General features: G+C 49.9%; 17 protein-coding genes, 2 tRNA genes and 1 other RNA gene. 2 read left to right on the top strand and 18 right to left on the bottom strand.

The annotated features are described in order from the left end of the window. The first annotated feature begins 331 nt into the window (after nt 1-331). Nucleotides 332-3,865 (top strand): vitamin B12-dependent ribonucleotide reductase, encoded by a 3,534-nt coding sequence (locus ACWHYD_RS03340; protein ID WP_447964504.1) that lies wholly within the window; start codon nt 332-334, stop codon nt 3,863-3,865. A gap of 393 nt (nt 3,866-4,258) precedes the next feature. Here ACWHYD_RS03340 and ACWHYD_RS03335 read toward each other — a convergent pair whose 3' ends face one another. Next, nucleotides 4,259-5,164 (bottom strand): J domain-containing protein, encoded by a 906-nt coding sequence (locus tag ACWHYD_RS03335; RefSeq protein ID WP_447964503.1) that lies wholly within the window; start codon nt 5,162-5,164, stop codon nt 4,259-4,261. A gap of 620 nt (nt 5,165-5,784) precedes the next feature. Here ACWHYD_RS03335 and ACWHYD_RS03330 point away from each other — a divergent pair. Continuing rightward, a complete protein-coding gene (locus ACWHYD_RS03330; protein WP_447964502.1) occupies nt 5,785-6,132 on the top strand; it encodes a cupin domain-containing protein in 348 nt (115 codons plus the stop codon). Nucleotides 6,133-6,173: 41 nt separating this feature from the next. Here the strand turns inward: ACWHYD_RS03330 and ACWHYD_RS03325 are convergent, their stop codons facing one another. The 17 genes from ACWHYD_RS03325 to murA all read right to left on the bottom strand — a co-directional run bounded on the left by ACWHYD_RS03325 (nt 6,174) and on the right by murA (nt 20,334). Beyond that, nucleotides 6,174-7,028, bottom strand: coding sequence for a formylglycine-generating enzyme family protein (locus ACWHYD_RS03325; protein WP_447964501.1), 855 nt, complete (start codon nt 7,026-7,028; stop codon nt 6,174-6,176). A gap of 743 nt (nt 7,029-7,771) precedes the next feature. After that, nucleotides 7,772-8,341 (bottom strand): carbonic anhydrase, encoded by a 570-nt coding sequence (locus ACWHYD_RS03320; RefSeq protein ID WP_447964500.1) that lies wholly within the window; start codon nt 8,339-8,341, stop codon nt 7,772-7,774. A gap of 433 nt (nt 8,342-8,774) precedes the next feature. Continuing rightward, nucleotides 8,775-8,852, bottom strand: a tRNA-Glu gene (locus tag ACWHYD_RS03315). A 257-nt stretch (nt 8,853-9,109) separates the two neighbouring features. Beyond that, an RNA gene (gene rnpB, locus ACWHYD_RS03310) (RNase P RNA component class A) lies at nt 9,110-9,534 on the bottom strand. A 71-nt stretch (nt 9,535-9,605) separates the two neighbouring features. Beyond that, the gene (locus ACWHYD_RS03305) at nt 9,606-10,334 is read right to left on the bottom strand and encodes a zinc ribbon domain-containing protein (protein ID WP_447964499.1); all 729 of its coding nucleotides are present in this window, start codon (nt 10,332-10,334) and stop codon (nt 9,606-9,608) included. A gap of 62 nt (nt 10,335-10,396) precedes the next feature. After that, a tRNA-Ile gene (locus ACWHYD_RS03300) sits at nt 10,397-10,473 on the bottom strand. 90 nt (nt 10,474-10,563) lie between these two features. Next, complete coding sequence (gene dnaG, locus ACWHYD_RS03295) at nt 10,564-12,390, bottom strand: DNA primase (RefSeq protein WP_447964498.1); 1,827 nt, start codon at nt 12,388-12,390, stop codon at nt 10,564-10,566. Between the two features lie 99 nt (nt 12,391-12,489). Continuing rightward, a complete protein-coding gene (locus ACWHYD_RS03290) occupies nt 12,490-12,834 on the bottom strand; it encodes a histidine triad nucleotide-binding protein (RefSeq protein ID WP_447964497.1) in 345 nt (114 codons plus the stop codon). Continuing rightward, nucleotides 12,827-13,504, bottom strand: coding sequence for a bifunctional phosphoribosyl-AMP cyclohydrolase/phosphoribosyl-ATP diphosphatase HisIE (gene hisIE, locus ACWHYD_RS03285; protein ID WP_447964496.1), 678 nt, complete (start codon nt 13,502-13,504; stop codon nt 12,827-12,829). Before hisIE ends, ACWHYD_RS03290 begins: the two co-directional genes overlap by 8 nt. 24 nt (nt 13,505-13,528) lie before the next feature. Beyond that, nucleotides 13,529-14,326 carry an imidazole glycerol phosphate synthase subunit HisF gene (gene hisF, locus ACWHYD_RS03280; protein ID WP_447964495.1) on the bottom strand — a complete coding sequence of 266 codons (798 nt, stop codon included), beginning with the start codon at nt 14,324-14,326 and terminating at the stop codon, nt 13,529-13,531. Next, nucleotides 14,320-15,066, bottom strand: coding sequence for a 1-(5-phosphoribosyl)-5-[(5-phosphoribosylamino)methylideneamino]imidazole-4-carboxamide isomerase (gene hisA / locus ACWHYD_RS03275; RefSeq protein ID WP_447964494.1), 747 nt, complete (start codon nt 15,064-15,066; stop codon nt 14,320-14,322). The genes hisF and hisA overlap by 7 nt, the downstream gene beginning before the upstream one ends. Next, nucleotides 15,066-15,872 (bottom strand): hypothetical protein, encoded by an 807-nt coding sequence (locus ACWHYD_RS03270; protein WP_447964493.1) that lies wholly within the window; start codon nt 15,870-15,872, stop codon nt 15,066-15,068. The genes hisA and ACWHYD_RS03270 overlap by 1 nt, the downstream gene beginning before the upstream one ends. Then, nucleotides 15,869-16,492, bottom strand: coding sequence for an imidazole glycerol phosphate synthase subunit HisH (gene hisH / locus ACWHYD_RS03265; protein ID WP_447964492.1), 624 nt, complete (start codon nt 16,490-16,492; stop codon nt 15,869-15,871). Before hisH ends, ACWHYD_RS03270 begins: the two co-directional genes overlap by 4 nt. Nucleotides 16,493-16,536: 44 nt before the next feature. Next, nucleotides 16,537-17,139 (bottom strand): imidazoleglycerol-phosphate dehydratase HisB, encoded by a 603-nt coding sequence (gene hisB, locus ACWHYD_RS03260; RefSeq protein WP_447964491.1) that lies wholly within the window; start codon nt 17,137-17,139, stop codon nt 16,537-16,539. Continuing rightward, nucleotides 17,136-18,419, bottom strand: coding sequence for a histidinol dehydrogenase (gene hisD, locus ACWHYD_RS03255; protein ID WP_447964490.1), 1,284 nt, complete (start codon nt 18,417-18,419; stop codon nt 17,136-17,138). The genes hisB and hisD overlap by 4 nt, the downstream gene beginning before the upstream one ends. After that, nucleotides 18,416-19,078, bottom strand: coding sequence for an ATP phosphoribosyltransferase (gene hisG / locus ACWHYD_RS03250; protein ID WP_447964489.1), 663 nt, complete (start codon nt 19,076-19,078; stop codon nt 18,416-18,418). The genes hisD and hisG overlap by 4 nt, the downstream gene beginning before the upstream one ends. Then, a complete protein-coding gene (murA, locus tag ACWHYD_RS03245; protein ID WP_447964488.1) occupies nt 19,075-20,334 on the bottom strand; it encodes a UDP-N-acetylglucosamine 1-carboxyvinyltransferase in 1,260 nt (419 codons plus the stop codon). The genes hisG and murA overlap by 4 nt, the downstream gene beginning before the upstream one ends. Between the last annotated feature and the right edge of the window lie 3 nt (nt 20,335-20,337).

The following is a 20,337-nucleotide window of genomic DNA, read 5'->3' as shown; positions in this document are numbered from 1 at the left end:
ATTTTATTCTATCCGCTATAGATTGTGGGGCATTGGTTTATACCAATTATTTCTTCCGGTTTTATTTTTCCTATTTTCCTTGATGTGTGCAGGCATTTGGCATAAGCCAATTCTTCCCTGCTAGAGGCCAGTCATTCGCCGATATACTGCATTGATGGCTTCTGGTTGCACTGCTTATTGTATGAACTTCACGTTCCGTGAGACCATACTTGGCAGTAAAGAGGCACAATTCTAGTGCGCCCTCTTTGGAAGACAGGAATGCCAGATGAGGCGGAAAAAATGACCGAAGAATTACCCCTCAGGTTTGCAGTCTCTTCCAAAGGAGTCCTACATGAAAATTGACCGTCGATTCACAAAAACGGGTGAAAGCCCTTATCAGGCCATCCCATTCTCAACCCGATCCTCAGAAATCCGAAACCCGGATGGCTCAGCCGTGTTCCATCAAGACAATATTCTGGCCCCGGAACATTGGTCCCAACTGGCAGTGGACATTTTGGCCCAAAAATATTTTCGTAAAGCCGGGGTTCCCCAATTTGACGACCAGGGACATCCACTCCTCAATGAGAAAGGCGGCCCACTGCTGGGAGGGGAACGTGATGCCAGGCAAGTGTTCCATCGACTCGCCGGTTGTTGGACGGAATGGGGCAAAACTCATCACTACTTTGATACCCCGGAAGATGCCGAAACCTTTAAAGACGAACTGAGTTACATGTTGGCCTGGCAAATGGCCGCGCCCAACTCTCCCCAATGGTTTAACACCGGACTCCACTTTGCCTACGGCCTGTCTGGACCTTCACAAGGACATTTCTATGTTGACCCGAATACCCACCGGGTCAAACAGGCCCGCAACGCGTATGAGCGCCCTCAAGTCCATGCCTGCTTCATCCAATCGATTTCTGACGATTTGGTCAATGAAGGCGGGATTATGGATCTGTGGGTTCGGGAAGCTCGCCTGTTCAAATACGGGTCTGGAACCGGTACCAATTTCTCCAAGTTACGGGCCGATGGAGAATCCTTATCAGGAGGCGGTCGCTCGTCAGGACTCATGTCCTTTCTCAAAATCGGCGATCGGGCCGCCGGTGCCATTAAATCGGGAGGCACCACTCGCCGCGCCGCGAAAATGGTGTGCCTGGATTTGGATCATCCCGACATTGAAGAATTTATTGACTGGAAAGTCATAGAAGAACAAAAAGTCGCGGCCATGGTCACCGGATCGAAAGTCTGCGCACGTCATTTGAATGCCATTTTAAAGGCCTGTCACGTCCCACGTCAGGACGGGACCACGCAAGTCGATACCAATCCCCGGGATAACCATTCCTTACGTGAGGCAATCCAAGCCGCACGGGAAGCCGCCGTGCCGGAACCCTATATTCACCGGATGTTCAGCTATGCCCAGGAAGGGTTTACTCATTTTGTGTTCCATGAATATGACACCAATTGGGATAGCAAAGCCTATCAGACGGTCTCCGGGCAAAACTCGAATAATAGCATCCGAATTCCGAATGAATTTTTTGAGACCCTTCAGGCAGGCGGGGATTGGAAGTTGACCAGACGCACCGACGGTGCGGTCTGCAAGACCATGCCGGCAAAAGAATTATGGGATCGAATCGCCTGGGCAGCCTGGATCTGCGCCGATCCCGGCGTGCAATACGACACAACCATTAACGAATGGCACACCTGTCCCCAGGATGGTCGGATTAATGCCTCGAATCCTTGCAGCGAATACATGTTTTTGGATGATACCGCGTGCAATCTGGCCTCCATCAATTTAGGGCGATTTCTGACATCGGAAGGACAGTTTGACATAGACGGATTTCGACATGCCGTCCGGTTGTGGACAATTGTCCTGGAAATTAGCGTGCTGATGGCAGGATTCCCGGGCCGCGCAATTGCTGAAAAAAGCTTTGCCTATAGAACGCTCGGCCTTGGCTATGCCAACTTGGGTTCCATTCTGATGAAAATTGGGATTCCCTACGATTCGCCACAGGCCTTAGCCTGGAGCGGGGCCATTACGTCACTGATGACCGGGGAATCCTATGCCACATCCGCAGAAATGGCTAAAGAATTAGGTCACTTTAACGCCTATCCACGTAATGCCGAAGCCATGCTTCGAGTGATGAGAAATCATCGCCGAGCGACCTACAATGCCTCGGCGGATGAATATGAAGAGCTCACAATTCCCCCAATGGGCATTCAACCGGACCAATGTCCCCAACCCCTCTTACAAGCCGCGCAAACATCCTGGGACCGGGCATTGGAACTGGGTGAACAGTACGGGTATCGAAACGCACAAGCCACCGTCATCGCGCCAACCGGCACAATTGGCTTAGTCATGGATTGCGATACCACCGGAATCGAACCCGATTTCGCCCTGGTCAAATTCAAGAAACTGGCCGGGGGTGGCTACTTTAAAATCATCAATCAAAGCCTTCCTCCGGCTTTACGGCATCTGGGATACAGCTCAAGCCAGATTCAAGATATCATCACCTATGCGACGGGGACCCGAACTCTTAAACAAGCTCCATTTATCAACCATGACACGTTGCTGGCCAAGGGATTCGACCGCGAGGTGCTGGAACGCATGGAGGCCACGCTGGACGGAGCCTTTGATATTCACTTCGCGTTTAACAAATGGACCCTCACCGAGGAATTCTGTCGTGAAAAATTAGGTCTGACTGAATCTCAACTTCAGAGTCCTCAATTAAATATTCTCAAAATTCTCGGATTCACTCAGGAAGAAATTCTTGCGGCAACGGACTTTTGCTGTGGCACCATGACCGTTGAAGGCGCTCCACATCTCAAACCGGAACATCTGCCAATTTTTGATTGTGCCAACCGGTGCGGGCGCATAGGACAACGATTTATTTCTCCACCGGCCCATATCCGGATGATGGCAGCCGCTCAGCCATTCATCAGCGGGGCCATTAGCAAAACCATCAATATGCCGGCCGAGGCGTCCGTGGAATCGGTTAAGGAGGCTTATATGCTGTCCTGGACTTCCATGGTCAAAGCCGTAGCCCTGTATCGGGACGGGTCGAAACTCAGCCAACCGCTGAATACCGTCAGCGAATGGGGCGATTTATCTGCCTCAAATGAGCAAATTGCCTCCGTGGCGAAACAGGCCGCTTCCCGCGTATTGGTCCGTTACCTGGCGAAACGCCGTCCCCTCCCAACCCGTCGAGGCGGTTATACCCAAAAGGCCATTGTCGGGGGCCACAAAATCTATCTCCGAACCGGCGAATATGAAGACGGCACCCTGGGCGAAATTTTCCTGGATATGCATAAAGAGGGAGCCGCCTTTCGAAGCTTGATGAACTGTTTCGCTATTGCGATTTCTCTTGGATTCCAACATGGCGTCCCTCTTGAAGAATATGTGGACGCATTTGTGTTCACTCGATTTGAGCCAAACGGGCCGGTCAAGCTCAACGACCACATCAAAATGTCGACCTCGATCATCGACTACATTTTCCGTGAACTGGCGATCACCTATCTGGACCGTCACGACCTGGAACAAGTGGCTCCCGAAGATCTTCGAGTGGATGCCCTCAAAAAAGAAACGGATATGCCGGATGAAGGCGAAGAGGGTTTAGTGGACCCACGCTCACTCAGTTCGACTTCAATTAGTCCCGAAGTATTCCCTTCTCGAAAATCGGTGGGCAACGGAGTTGGGAAAAACGGAGAACATGGGAAAGTCGCCAGAAAAGTGGAAATGAAGCGCGAGACCCTGACCATCACGGAAGTACAAGAGGCCCGGCAAAAAGGCTATGAAGGCGATCCATGCCCGGAATGTAAACAATTCAAAATGGTGAGGAACGGGACCTGTTTAAAGTGCGATAACTGCGGATCAACCAACGGGTGTTCCTAGTCATCATTGGGAAAATGATTAAAGGAAATAATGAAATGCCGCCCAAAAGAAAATGTCAATGCCCTTGTGGTTTTGATTTTACTATCGATCATCATAGATCAGCTTCGTTTTTTGGTTTATTGGTTAAGGATTCCAAAAATAATGATTTGGATAGCACCAATTGCCCTAAGTGCAGGAAAAAGCTTTCATTAAATATTCAAGGATTTAATCCATTAAGCCTTGAAAAATAAGACCTATTGGGAAACATGAGGGTGAGTTCATTTCTCTTAAGTCACACCTAATCCCTAAATAAAAAACAAACTCATAGTCAAAAGATGAACTCTATCCGGCGTCCTTTGAATTCAAAGGACGCCGGATGGTCAAAAATTCCATAGATGCATTTAATCTCTAAAGTCATGACCGCAAGGGAAGTGGCAGCTCTTTCGGTGCGGGTTTCTCTTCAGGCTTTCTGACCAGATCCGGTCTGGCCTTCAGTATCCAGGCAACCGCCTGCTCGTTATAGTTTCTGAGCTGGCCGTACACGATCCACCGCATGCTGTGAACGGTATCAATGTAATCATTAAAATGGTCCTGGGTAATTTCTTTTGGGGCCACTTTTAATAAGGTTGGCAGCAGGCAGCTTTCACAACCGGAAGCTTGCTCCTGGAATGAGGGGTATACAAAATGTTTGGCTAAATCAAGCCGGTGACACAAGATGCGCGCGAGTTGGTTGTAATTTCTTTCTTTGTTCTCCTTCCCGGCAACCCCAAGGATTTCTTCCCCATAGAGATAGATCTTTTCCCAGGTCATTGCGTACGGCGCTTTTTCTAGAAGCGTATTGAGTAATTGGCTGTTGGCTCCTAACAGTTGCTCATCAAACGCGGACGTTACTACATGTCTAGCCATTTCAGGACGTTCACATAAGATATCGGTCATCCAGACAAAACACGCTTCCTGGGTGTTTTTATCAAGATAATCAATGATAGATTCGATGAGTTTCATCTCTTCTCTGGTAATGAGCGATCGATCCCTGAGAAGGATCTCTTTGGCTCTTCTGACCCGACTTCTCACGAGTTCATTTTTTGACCCGCCATTCAGCATATACCCATTATCGTAATCAGCCCGCTTTTCTTCGTGACTGAGCACGGCATAGGCTTCGTTGATCCTGAACATCCTTTCCTTGGCGGCCTGTCGTTCCGCTTGTGGGACGACATCCTCATGATTTTCTTTGACAAATTTCCGCCATGCGCTCTGCACTTCCTTCAGGAGTGCATCTTCAGGAATCCCCAGAATTTGGTAATAGTTCAATCCGTCAATCATGATCTTGTTCTAAGGGTAGATTAAAGTTCGATACGGACCACGGACCATATTCGTGTAAAAATATACGCGAAGGACAGGGCCCCACACCAGAGATGACAGTGCCCAGAATAGGAAATCAGCCATTTTCCCCAATTACTTTAGATGCCGCAATAGTGTTGCCCCATGGACCGTGACACCACAAACCTTATACATCAATGATGGATTTTATTTGGCTTCGCACTCTTTTATTGGACAAAGCCGTCAAAAAAATATTTATCCCCATAATCCACATAGTGAATTCCCTTTTCACAAAGGAGTTCGTGATTTCACGGTGAATTTATCCACCATCGTTCACACCTTTTCCACAATTTGTGACATTGACAGGGGTATGTCCCCTCTATATAAGTGGACGCATTCATAGAAAATTTCACTCTCTTTCATTCCCTTCTTTCTACCCCCATGAATGCACTGCCGGTGCTTTTCCATGGATTTCCTTCAATACAAGTGACTGGCGCATGTCCTTGTCACTTGCATCCATCTCCGCCCTTCTTCTTCGGCAGGAATCAATGGCTCCATTGCGGCGATCGCCAGCTTATTCATCGGAATTTTTTATAAGTCTTTTATCCTCTAAGAGGCCTATCATGAAAAGCCACCCCATCATTGATCGCTCAACCGTTTCGAAGAATTGGCATGCTCGTGGATTTTCCTGTGGGGTGTGGATTGATCATTCCGGACGAGAATGGAGAGCCGTCACGCAGGATATGGAAGAAATTTTTATGGCAATGTCAGGAGAATTGGAATTGGAGATAGCGGGAGAGCGAGTACACCCATCCGTGGGAGAAGAAATTCATATTCCAGGCGGTGCACCCTATACCATTCGGAATATTGGAGGAACAACCGCTCGTTGGCTCTATGGGCAAAAACGAGGCCCTTCCACTCCCATTCAACCGCTTGAGTCACTTCGCGATCTCATCCAAACCCCAAGGTAAAAGTTTACCGGGTGCGGCCACTGTTACGAGTAGTCGCACCGTCACTTCGCATCCTTGGCACAACGAAATCCGGTTGTCAGGTCCTGAAAATCAACTTCCCCTTTTGAGCGGGCGGTTACCCGTAAGTTTACAGGTTGGTCCTCCCACGAGCCCCCGCGTAATACTTTATAATCGCCTTCCTCCGGCCCTTGAGGATTCTTCTTGGGACTCTCTTCATAATAAAAACGGTCATACCAATCATTGACCCATTCGGCAGCATTCCCTGCCATATTATACAAACCATAGGCGCTTTTTCCGCCCTGTTTTAAGCCGTGACGAATACTCATGCCCTTGGTCCCGCTCGTAACCGGCGAAAGGGTCAGTTTATAACTCACCCACCCCGTCGTCCCCTGGTTATAGTTAGCAATATCCACAAAGGGCTGCATGTGACCCCATGGATACCTTCGCCCATCCGTGCCACGGGCCGCTTTTTCCCATTCGGCTTCTGTCGGCAAACGTTTTTCCACCCATTCACAGTACCGTTTGGCATCGTTCCAGGATATTCCCACAGCCGGTCTGATCCCAAATTCTCCCGTGGCAATGCCATCATCCCACAGCGGCGGAGGTTCAATACTATAATCGGTATCCAATAATTTCTGGTATTCCGCCATGCTCACTTCGTACCGATCGATAAAATAGGCATCCAGCCAAACCGTATGTTCCGGTCGCTCATTTCGAGAACCGTCATTATCTCCCATGAGAAAATCCCCTTCAGGAATAAGCACCATTGAACCCGGCGGGCCATCATCCTGCTCTGGAGCATCTCCTGGTTTGGACTCTTGAGACCAGGCAGGCTGGCTCAGACCATTTATGATGAAAAGGATTCCAACAATTCCCCAAAACCATGTACGCGTCATACAATCCTCGCCAAAGATTAGGAATGATTAAGAGTACGAGAATCTGTCAGGGACCATCCGCCAGGACAGAAAGAATTTCGCACCATTAGTGGCATACTCACTTAAGAATTAAGCTCTGGTCTTGTGTTTTACCATATCGAACTTGAGTGGCTGAGTGAAGGGGGCAAACCCACATTCTTAGGAAACCTAATATACCGCATAACAAACCCATACCTCTCAACAAATCTTCAACGGGTTGAACCTTGCGTCCCCAACGGGATTCAATGAGGAGCGGTATTTTCCAAATATCTTGACGATTACTTATGCTAGCCATAAAGCGGCCTGTTCAGAATGTGGAAAAATTGGGAGTGGTAGGCTCAGGAATCAATATTCCATACATGACTTGGCACAGAATCATGACATTCCGAGTACTCACCATTACAATTCCCTACTGAAGTATCGGTGATCCTAGGAGAGCCAGACAAGAGAGACCAAAAAACTATCCTTTTAAAGTGACTCCCAAAGAAATAGCGAGTTCGATTTTCGTAACCACACGGATTCCCATCACCCCAATCTGCAAAAATCCGATTCAGTTGAAAATATCAGGGTTGAGGCGGTTAGCTCAAACCGACTATGCCTGTGGCAAGATCATAAACTCCAGCTTCAACCGTTTTCCGGCCTTAGCAGCATCCCGTATGACTGTAGAGGACGTGCGTAGCAATTCGGCCTGAAACCTTGCATTGGCCTCGATGGCTTTATCGAGATTATCGCCAGACTGTCCCATTTGGCAGAAGATATTGATACAACACGCTGATTTGTTCTGGTACCGTGTCGGGTTTCATCGCAGCTCTTACTGCCCCGCAGCCACTATGACCGACCACAAGGAGAACTTTGACCCCTAGGACAGCCACTCCATATTCCAGGCTGGCGATAATCTCCGGTGTCACCACATTCCCGGCAACACGTGTGACGAAGATGTGACCGATCGTCTGGTCAAAGACGAGTTCCACAGGTATGCGAGAATCGGCACAGGCAAGTATGGCCGCAAATGGCTCTTGTTTATCAACGGTATGCGCTTTCAAGATGGCCAGATCGGGCTCAATCGATGTGAGTTGATCTGCAGCGAACCGCCGATTGCCTGCGAGTAATTTCTGTAAAGCTCCATCGGGATTAAGATTGGTCTGGGCGCGAAGATCTTGAGGAGAAACGAAATTGATTCCAGCTTGCGCCGCAACCCCAACGACAGCACGTGAAATAACCCTTTGAAGAAATTGTCTCGGGCCTGATCGGAGTGAGCACCGGAATGATCTGGCATTTCTTGATGCCTTCCTCAAATTTACATATGGATAGGGCGAAACGGATATTGGTGAGGTATTGTGTAGAACAGAATATCTGTGACGATTCGACTCAGAACAACATTCTCCATGCACACACGACATACCCCATACTTAGAATTTTCGATTCCTAAGAGCCTATAAATGATTATCCATAGGAGAAGCGTCCTATGAACGAATTGGGAAGATACCACATTAATTTCTGAAAACGGGTGACGCGTTTCTAAAAGGTCAGGGCAAAGAGCGGAAAATACATGAGGGGACTTGCTACGTACCGTGCCAATCGTCGTCACGGTCTTTAAAGCCTTAAGAACGAAGGCCTCAACACAAGTATGAGCTTAATATGCTTGAAATACGAAAGAAACCAGACGATTTAGCAAAATCTGAATCCTGCCAACATCCTCGTGGGACTAACTACTGAAAAAATAGGAAGTGGCGTCCCCAACGGGATTCGAACCCGTGTTGCCGGCTTGAAAGGCCGGCGTCCTAGGCCAGGCTAGACGATGGGGACGCAATATTTCAGGATAGGTATTTGGCCTTTTATGAACAATACTGAAGCGATGGACCCGGCATTCTATCAATGAGGAAAACACGAGTCAAACCAAGAAGTTATTCTCAACCATTTAGATGCCATCAGCTAACAGAACAATACGTGGCTTAGTCGGTACTATTGTCTCCTCGCATTCGTGAAACCTTTCAGACCATGGCTCATCAATCGGTAAAAAAAACCACCACAATATTTGACAACCACTTAAACCGTAAAGATGGTGAGGGAGTGGGCCTGTAAGCCGGATTCTGTACTGGATGAAACGAGTTTCATCCAATGGTGACCATTTCTCTGGAACCTAGGTTACCCTAGGCTTCAAGCAACCTACCCGAGAACCTCGACCGGGCCAGTCTCTCTCCCGATCCGGGAAGGAATCGCTTCCTTCGGCAAACCGGGAATCGTCCCCCTATTTGGTTTTGCTCCAGGTGACGCTTACCCTGCCACCTGTGTCACCACAGGCGCGGTGGGCTCTTACCCCACCATTTCACCCTTACCTGGCAAAAACCGAAGAATTTGCCATTGGCGGTATATTTTCTGTGGCGCTGGTGTCGGATCGCTCCGCCTGGGCGTTACCCAGCACCTTGCCCTTTGGAGTCCGGACTTTCCTCTCACGGAAAATTCCGTGAGCGGCCACCCGGCCCACTCGCACCATCTATAGCTAGTTATCGTAGGTTGAGAAAAGGATGAAAGCAAGAGACGTGGCGCATATAGAAATAGCTATTCAGTCGTTTCTTCATCAAGATGCCGAGCCAGATAGAGAATGCGGTGGCAATAGGAACAATCCATGAGTTCATCACCACGCTTCACCTCCGCGACCAGTTGAGGAGGAAGCTGAAGCTGACACCCCCCACAGGCTCCTTCACGAAGCTGGGCAACAGCATACCCTTTTCTCAATGTTTTTAATCGGTTGTATCGAACCAGCAGTGGCTTGTCCACCAGTACGGAGAGTGTTGTTTGCTGACGGTTTAAATCGGTTAACTCATTCTCCAAATTGGCAAAATGCGTTTCCAGTCTGGCCTTTTCGGTATCAAAAACTTTCTGGGCTTCGGTGCTTTGCTCTTCAAGCTCCTTGATGGCCTGCTCGTTCTGTTCCACCCGCTCCATCATTTCCAGCACATTCTCCTCAATCGAATCTTTTTTCTTTCGAGCTAACTCTATTTCGAAGAGATGCGCCTGGTATTCTTTGTTCGTTTTTAATTCAGAAAGCCGATTTCTGATTTTCTGAAGTTGCTCTTCTTGAGTAGCGAGTTCCCGTTCCGAACTTCGTCGTTGTTTGACGAGAGATTCACCGGTATTTTTAAGGACTTGCAGTCGAGTGAGAATATCTTGAAGCGGAGATTCAGCGAACTTGAGAAGCTCTGGTGCCTTCCGCAATTGGTCTTGAATCTGAAAAATTCGAAGATCAAATTTTTGAAGATTAATCAGGTATTGCAACTGCAAATTCACAGAGTCCTCAATATCCTAAATCACGTTTACCCACCCGGTCATTCAAGTCCGGCCCTCGCTCATGGTGGGCCCACCAGGACTTGAACCTGGGACCAACTGATTATGAGTCAGCCGCTCTAACCAACTGAGCTATGGGCCCGAGATCATAAAGCCGCACACACTCTTTTACCATAAATGGTGCTCAGGAAAAACTACCCCTACGAATTTTATTCCATGAGAGGGTCCAAATTCATGGAGAAGCTGTTAATAGGGACTTTTTCTGGCGAAGTACATTGGACTCCGCGACCAAAGCATCGACCAAGTCCTGGCGTCCTTCCCGTTGCGCAACCTTGAGTTGACTAATCACCTCATCCATTAGACGTTGGATCTGTTTTTCCTTTAAAACACGGAGACATCCGACGACATGAACAAACACTTCCTCACAATAATATTCCGCCACACTCAACCGGGAAATGACCGGCTCATAAGCCGGATCCCCACTGAATTCCGCATGCAGTGCATCAAGGTTTACATTCCCTTCTTCATCCGTATGCTGAAAAGCCTTGTGAAGAATATGGCGATACAGTGGGACAGTAAACGCATCCTCATCGAGTTGACGAATCTGATTCGATTCCAGTCTTCCTTGAAGTAATAACACAATAAGATCCCGTTCCTCCGGCTTGCCTTGAGGAATGGCCAGATTCGTGACAGCTTGTTCCTGGCGCTTAACAGACGGGGCGGCATTCATCGGCCGGGAAAGCGTCGGAAGGCGTTTACTGAGTAAGTCCGGTCGAATACCCAATCGTTCCGAGACCACTTTCAGATATTCTTCTTTTTCTATGGGATTTTTGGTCTTTTGAAGAATCGCAAGAATTTCATCCGCCCGCTTGACTCGATCTTGAATGGAATGCATTTTGGCTTTGTTCAAGACCGACATGATGGCAAAATCCAACAACGTTGCGGCCTTCCCCTCCAACTCACGAAACGCCGACACCCCGTTTTTCCGAATAAATGTGTCAGGGTCTTCGCCAGCCGGAAGCAGCAGCACCCGGACTTCAATGCCGGAATTCATGAACAAATCAAGCGTCCGTAACGCCGCGCCCATGCCTGCGGCATCTCCATCAAAAACAAGCATGACCGACGGGGCCAAGCGGCGTAAAATCTGGACATGATCAGCGGTTAACGCCGTCCCTAATGGTGCCACGGCATTTTCAATCCCGTTTTGGTGAAGAACGATGACATCAAAATACCCTTCTACCAAATAAAACCTTCCGGAAGCGGTGGCTGATTGTCTGGCCTTGTCCATTCCATAGAGGGATCGCCCCTTAAAGAACAAGTCGGTTTCGGGTGAATTCAGATACTTGGGAGAGGCCCCATCTTCCAGGATCCGCCCACCAAATCCCAATACTTGTCCACGCGGATCAGTAATGGGAAACATCACCCGGCCACGAAATCGATCATACGTGGATACCCTGGTGCCGTCCTCAGACTCTTTCCGCGCCAGCAATCCAGCCTGAACCAGTTCTTCAGGCTTAACGGATTGCTGTTCCAGCCATTTGGAAAGGCCATTCCATCCTTCCGGAACGAATCCCAACTGGAATGTGCTCCAGGTTTCCCTGGCAATCCCCCGTCGATCCAAATAATCTCGAGCCACCTTCCCTTCAGGAGTTTCCAGAAGATTGCGGTGATACCAGGATGCTGCCAATTGATACACATGAAAATACCGCTCACGAGATAAGCCTGAAGAGGGCTTCGCCCCTGTTTCCCGACGCTCAGGCAGAGCCACTCCTGTCCGTTGGCTTAACTCACGCAGAGCCTCCATGAAATCCATGCCTTCTTGTTTCATCAAAAAGGTAAAGGCATCTCCTCCGACACTGCAGCCAAAACAATAAAACATTTGTCGAACGGGGTTGACCGAAAATGAGGGGGTTTTTTCTGAATGAAAGGGGCACAGCCCTTTAAAGTTTTGCCCCGCCTTGGAAAGACTCACGTAGGTGGAAATGAGATCAATAATATCAATGCGATCTCGAATTTGCTGAAGAATCTCTGAAGGGACCCCTCGTTTTTCGCCAGTCATCTCACTTCTCACCACAAACTGTGTTAGGGACACATCACGAATTTCATTCCCTTGGGATACCAAATATTATCGAAGCGCTTTTTCCCCGGCAAGCCGGCATTAACCCGGAGGCCACGAAAATGTCCGCCCACCCATGACGTGAAAGTGCAAATGAAAGACACTCTGCCCGGCTCCAGGTCCGGTATTCGCAACGACCCGATATCCGCTACCGGAAATTTCCCGCTGTCTGGCCATCTTGGCACAGACGACCATTAATTGGCCCAATAAGGCAGCATCCGTCTCTTTCGTATCATCCAAAGACACGACGTGCCGCTTGGGAATCACCAACATATGCACCTGCGCTTGAGGATTGATATCGTTAAACACGAACGTGTGCTCATCCTCATACAGGGTGTCAGCGGGAATGGCCCCCTTCACGATTTGACAAAAAAGACAATCACCCATGAGTAGGGTCTCCTTCTGGCTGTCGAATTCCTGATTTGCCAAATCGCTTGCCAAGCTCTTGATAAATCTCTTCAGGAGGAATGGAAAAATGCCCGAGCATGATGAGGGTATGAAACCACAAATCAGCCATTTCATATATAATTTCTTCCCGATCGCCATTTTTTCCGGCCAGCAGGACTTCGCCGGCTTCTTCCACCACCTTTTTCAAAATACGATCGAGGCCTCCTCCCATTAATTTCGACACATAGGAATCAGGACTCGGGTTGGTTTTCCGATCGTCGACCATTTCATACAGGCGTCGGGTAATTCCGCCCCAGGCCGTCCCGGACAGGATGGCGGCTTTCTCTTCAGAAGTCGAAGAAGGCATGGGAGAAAAAAAACATGAACGGTTTCCGGTATGACACGTCGGTCCAAGGGGTTGGGCTTTCACCAAGATCGTATCCCGATCACAATCCACAAACATTTCCTTCACGAGTAACTCATGGCCGGACGTCTCGCCTTTTTTCCATAACCGTTTTCGGGATCGACTCCAGAAATGAACTCGTTGGGATCCACACGTCGCTTCCCATGCTTGTTGGTTCATGAACCCCACCATCAACACCGTCCCATCCAACCAGTCCTGCACCACACAGGGGAGCAATCCTTGTTCATCAAACTGCAATGGGCTCATCGAAGAGACTTCGCTCATGGGTGGTTATAAAATTGAAACAGGGACGGTTCCCAAGCGAACAGGGATACCCTGTTGAGCCAAATAGGATTTGGCTTGCCCGATTGAATACGTTTGATAATGAAAAATCGATGCCGCCAGCACCGCATCGGCCTTCCCCACATGGAACGCCTCATACAGGTGCTGAAGGGTGCCAGCCCCTCCAGAAGCAATGACGGGAATGGAGACGGACTCGGAAATAGCCTCAGTTAAAGCTAAATCATAGCCGTCCTGTTGTCCATCCCGATCCATGCTGGTCAGAAGAATTTCCCCGGCTCCATAGTCCCTCATCCGCTTCCCCCACTCAATGACATCCAGGCCGGTCGAGTTCCGCCCTCCGTGGGTAAAGACTTCCCAACCGGGTTCACCTCCTTCACACGTGGTCGCCCGTTTCGCATCAATCGCCACGACGATACATTGCGATCCAAAACGATTGGCAGCAGCTTTCACGAATTCCGGGTGCTCCACAGCAGCCGTATTAATGCTGACTTTGTCCGCACCCGCCTCTAATAATCGGCGAATATCCTCAATTGTCCGGATCCCTCCCCCAACCGTGAGAGGCATAAACACCTGCTCCGCCGTCCGAATCACCACATCTAAAATCGTATCCCGCTTTTCATGTGAAGCGGTAATATCCAAAAAACACAGCTCGTCCGCACCTTCACGATCATACACCTGCGCCACGTGAACCGGATCTCCCGCATCACGCAAATTCACAAACGAGACCCCTTTCACGACTCGCCCGTCTTTGACATCCAGGCAGGGAATAATTCTCTTCGTCAGCATGATGTTCGAGACGCTTCTGCAGAGGCCACCATTTCAAGAGCCGCTTTCAAATCCAAGGTCCCTTCATACAAGGCCTTTCCAATAATGATTCCGGAAATCTTGCTTCCAAGGTCCTGAATGGTCTGTACATCCTTCAGTACCGTCACTCCACCAGAGGCAATAACAGGAAACGGCGAGATAGCCACTGCATCCCGTAGAGCTGAAATATTTGGCCCTGCCAACATGCCGTCCCGAGAAATATCCGTAAAGACCATGCCTCCCAAAGGTAAATCCTTTACCGACTCAAAGACCTGTTGTGGGGTCAGGCTGGACACGGTTTTCCATCCATGCACCGCGACTAAACCCTGCTTGACGTCAATCCCGATTAACACTTTAGAAGGAAACTCTTTCGCGGCTGCCGCCAAGAACTCAGCATCCTGTAAGGCCGCTGTTCCAATCACCACCCGGTCAACCCCACAGGACAAGTAGGCACGAATCGTTGACGTGTTTCTGATGCCCCCACCGACCTGCAGGGGGATCGCCAACCGTTTGGTGATGGCTTCGATGTGAGACAGATGCTGAGGTGTTCCGGTCACCGCCCCGTCTAAATCCACCACATGAAGGTAGCGGGCACCAAGACTCTGCCAATGTTCCGCCATCGCCACGGGGTCATCGGAATACCTGGTCACCTGATCCATCTCGCCCTGTCGCAACCGGACACATTTCCCGTCCTTCAGATCAATTGCAGGAATCAGTAGCATTAGTCAGAGCCCTCTCTCAAAGACCGAGCAGGGCCAGGATCGGCCAAACCGACCGGAAAGGCCTTCATCACTTTTTGTACCCCCAATTCGGAAAGTTTCTCGGCAGTCACAAACCCTCCACCTTTTTCAAAAAACCCTACCACATCCTGGTTAAGAGGTTTTTGTTCTTCAAAATATTCCCCTGTCCACAAGATGGTTCCATCCGAAGGCCTCACGAGATACACTTCAAAGCCCACCGCCGCAGGGTTAGCCCCAAGGCTACTCCCTTCGCGTTCCCGGTATGTGCTAACGAGCCCCGTCAGGACTCCATCAACCTTTAATTGCGTCCCAACCTCCTGGGCCATGACCGAAAATGACCGCTCACCTTCCTGGCTTCCCCTGCCTAACACGGCGGAGGACTCCTCTGGGCCAATCACCCGTAAAGAAGGCCGGTTGGCCAACACAGAAACTACCTGTGTCGTAATTCGATGTGCAGCCGTGGCAGGCACCACAAAACGAACTTTTCTGGAATCTGCTCCATTCCCTTGATCAGTTCCCGGCAACCGAAATTGTGTACGGATTTCTTCCGGATCCCTCACGCCTCCACGTATCGAGCTACTCCCCAATTGAGGCGTTTTGATCGTCTGAAAAGGAAGGATGGCGAGACTGGTTATACGGGAGGGATCAAATTCAGGAGAAGCCTGAACCTGAACTTTTGAGGGAACACAGCCCACACCGAAACACCACCACCCGATCAGGCTGATGACTAGAAACCTGGCAGGCAACGGTGTTGACCGTCCATTGATCGCAAGACACACTCCCCTCATTGCCAATCCCCGAAATTCTTCAGAACCTGCAGTCCAACGGCCTGACTTTTTTCGGGATGCCATTGGGTCGCAAAGATATTGTCTTTCCAGACACTACTTGCAAAGGGAATTCCATATTCGGTTTCGGTACTGACGAGGGCACCATCAGCCGGTTCAACATAGTAGGAATGCACAAAGTACACATAGGAGTCCGAGGGAATGCCACGTAAGGGCGGAGCGGCCCTGTTGACCTGAACCGTATTCCAGCCCATATGAGGAATCTTGAACGACACTTCCTCACCATCGGACGGACGGGGAATCGCTTTCACCTTTCCTGCAAGGATCCCAAGTCCTTTATGACACCCAAATTCTTCACTTTCCGAAAACAATAATTGATAGCCTAAACAAATGCCGAGAAATGGTTTTCCCGAGGAAATAGAACGATGAATGACGTCCGTCAGTTCAAAGCGAACCAGGTTGTCCATGCAATCCCCAAACGCGCCCACACCCGGTAACACCACATGACTGGCCTGATCAATTACGCGAGGGTCTCGAGTTACGACCGCTTCATGCCCCACACATTCAAACCCTTTCTGCACGCTCCGGAGGTTTCCCATCCCATAATCAATAATGGCAATCATCTTTCGGTCGCTTCCTTCTCTGCCGATCCACTCATTGTCGCCATTTATAACGATCCTTTAGTGGAGAGGACTCCCTGGAGCCTTTCTTCTCGTTTTACGGCCTGGTCCAAGGCTTTGGCAAAGGCTTTAAAAATTGCCTCCATTATGTGATGAGGATTTCTTCCGTAAGGGACATTCACATGAAGATTTAACCCTCCCTGACTCACAAAAGCCTGAAAAAAATCTTCAAACAGCCCCAAATCAAACGTCTTAATATACCTCGCAGGAAGCGCCACATTGTACACAAGGTACGGCCGGCCACTCAGATCGACCGTCACCTGAGCCAACGTTTCATCCAACGGCACCGCTGCCCACCCGAACCTTGCAATACCCTCTTTCGTGCCAAGAGCCTTGGTGAGGACTTGCCCCATGACAATGCCCACATCTTCAATCGTGTGATGGTCATCAATCTCGATATCCCCTTTCGCTTCCACCATCAGATCAAAAAATCCATGTTTACCGAATAAATTCAACATGTGATCTAAAAAGGGAATTGAGGTCTTAATCTGATTATTGCCACTTCCGTCGAGGCCCCATTGGACTCGAATAGCCGTTTCTGCGGTTTTTCGTTCCTGAGAAGCCGTTCTGGGAACAAGATGTTGGTTCATGTCCATCGACTCTCCATTGATCGCCCATGTGCATCCAGGCCTTCCAGCTTAGACAGCCGCATCACTGAAGCATTGGCTTTGCGCAACGCGGCTTGCGAATAGGTCACCACGTTACTGGTTTTCATGTACTCATCCACACCCAAACACGAAAAAAATCTGGCACTGCCCCCGGTTGGAAGGACATGATTTGGCCCTGCCACATAATCCGCCACTGCAGGAGGGGTATAGCGCCCAACAAAAATGGCACCCGCATGACGAATACGGGACACATAGTCTCCCGCCCGATCCACATTTAATGATAAATGCTCAGGCGCAATCCGGTTAGCTAATTCAAAGGCATCATCAAATGTTCGCACAACAAAAGCCAGGGCATGGTTTTGAATTGATCGGGTCGCAATCGCCTGGCGTCCCAACTGTGCGAGTTGGCTGGTCACTTCCGTCACAACCCGTCTGGCCAGAGTCAGAGAAGTCGTCACCAGATAGACACAGGCTTCCTCATCATGCTCAGCCTCACAAAGAAGATCGGCCGCAACATGAAGCGGATTACTGGCGGAATCGGCAATGACCAGCAACTCACTCGGCCCCGCAATCATATCAATGTCGACTTGGCCATAGACTAGACGTTTTGCCGTGGCCACATACAAATTCCCTGGACCCACAATTTTATCCACGGGCCGGATTGTCGAGGTACCAAAGGCCAAGGCCCCAATGGCTTGGGCTCCACCGACCCGATAGATTTCATCCACTCCTGCCACATCCGCCGCCACCAATAAGGCGGGATGGATAATGCCGGTCGGGGTCGGCGTACACATGACGACTCGCTTCACACCAGCCACTTTGGCGGGAATGGCATTCATCAGCACCGATGATGGATACAGTGCTTTTCCGCCTGGAACATACACACCGACGGCATCTAACGACGTGATCCGTTGCCCTAGTTGAATTCCCTCTTTACGATAGACCCAGGATGCCCTTCGTTGTCGACGATGAAAGGTCCGAATACGATTCGCAGCATATTTCAAGGCTTTAGTATCTGAAGACGGAAGTTCGGCATACGCACGTTCGACGTCTTTCGGCGTCACACGAAGACCGTCAGGACTAATTCGGACGTGATCGAATTTGTAGGTCAATCGCTGGAGGGCCTGGTCGCCCTCTTGCCGAACAGCCTCCAAAATTGTCCTGACGACTTTTTCAACTTTGGTATTTTGTTGAGCTCCCCGCTGACATACGCGATCCACCGCCTGCGAAAACCCTTGGTCCTTGTGGGAAACAATTTTCATACGTGGACCTTTTTGGAGCGAGAACGGGAAAGAATTTTCTTCACCCGAGCAATCAGTTCTGTAATCACGGCATGTTTCATTTTCAAGCTCGCCCGGTTCACAATCAATCGGGCGGATGACCAGGCGATGACCTCTTCCTCTACCAGATTATTGGCTTTCAAGGTGCTTCCGGTCTCCACAAGGTCCACAATCCGATCAGCCAACCCGACCAATGGGGCCAACTCGATCGACCCATAGAGCTTAATCAATTCCACAGGCAACCCTTGTTGGTTAAAATAACGTTCGGTGATCGTGGGATATTTTGTGGCTACCCGAAGCTTGGAAGACATCCGTTGTCCAAGCTGTGGCCCGTTCGGCCTGGCGACCACCAGCCGACAGACACCCAAGTTCAAGTCAACCGGTTCATAGACATCCGGGCTCTGCTCCAACAAGACATCTTTTCCAACCACTCCTAAATCGGCGGCGCCATATTCAACATAAGTCGGCACATCGCTGGGGCGAACAATTAAGACCCGGTGCCCGTGCTCAGAGAATTCCAAAATTAATCGACGGTCATCCGCTCGCACATGATATCCCGTATAGCCTGCCTGCCGGAACAATTCAAGAGTCGGATCAAGAAGTTTACCCTTGGAAAGGGCAATGGTAATCACGTCACTCATGCCACCTCGCGAACCCGCTCAATCTTCGCACCCAGGGCCTGAAATTTTTCTTCCAGCCGCTCATAGCCACGGTCTAAATGATAGACTCGAGACACAGTCGTTTCGCCATCAGCGGCCAATCCAGCCAACACCAAACCTGCGCTGGCGCGCAAATCCGAGGCCATGACGGGTGCACCGGTGAGCAACGGCACACCTTTAACCACGGCATGTGGCCCATCAATCTCAATCGACGCGCCCATCCGGTGAAGTTCCGGGACATGCAGAAATCGCCCTTCAAAAATGGTTTCAGAAATTACGCTCACTCCCTCTGCCACCGACATCAGCGCCATCATTTGGGCCTGGAGATCGGTCGGGAAGCCGGGATAGGGGAGAGTTTTCATCTCCACCGCTTTGAGCGGACCGGAACGGCAGATTCGTACGCCGTCATGGCATTCGGTTAATTCAGCACCCATTTCCTGTATTTTTTTCAGGACGCTGCCTAAGTGATCCGTCATACACCCCTTCACCATGACATTACCTCCGGTAATGGCTCCGGCCATCAAATAGGTGCCGGCTTCAACTCGATCGGGGATCACCCAATGCCCTGCCCCATGAAGTTCTTTTACCCCTTCAATCGTAATGGTGTCCGTGCCCGTCCCATGAATTTTGGCGCCCCGCTTGGTAAGGAATGCGCAGAGATCCGTGATTTCCGGTTCCCGCGCGACATTATGCAAACTCGTGGTCCCTTCCGCCAGACAAGCCGCCATGATCAGGTTTTCCGTGCCCGTGACAGTCGGGAAATCCAGGTCAATTCTTGCCCCTTTGAGACGACAGGCTTTCGCATGGATATATCCATGCTCCACCTGAATTTCAGCCCCCATCATCTCTAATCCTTTAAGGTGAAGATTGACCGGTCTGGTGCCGATCGCACATCCGCCAGGCAGAGAAACCTTGGCTTCTCCCAGCCGCGCGAGTAAAGGGCCTAGGGCTAAAATCGAGGCTCGCATCGTTTTGACCAAATCATACGGCGCTTCAATCGATTGCACCTGAGCCGCATCCAGTCTGATCCTGGCGCCTTCCTCTTGAACCGTCACTCCCAACAAGGCCAGTAATTTCCCCATCGTCATCACATCACGAACGCGTGGAACATGGTCGATCACGCATTCCCCACCCCCTAACAACGTCGCTGCTAAAATGGGCAAGGCGGCATTCTTGGCTCCGCCGATTTCGACGGCCCCCTTTAATGGCAATCCTCCCGTGATTCGAATTTGATCCATTTA

It is taken from the genome of Nitrospira sp. Ecomares 2.1 (assembly GCF_965152585.1).
This window is presented reverse-complemented; position numbering and strand designations above follow the sequence as displayed.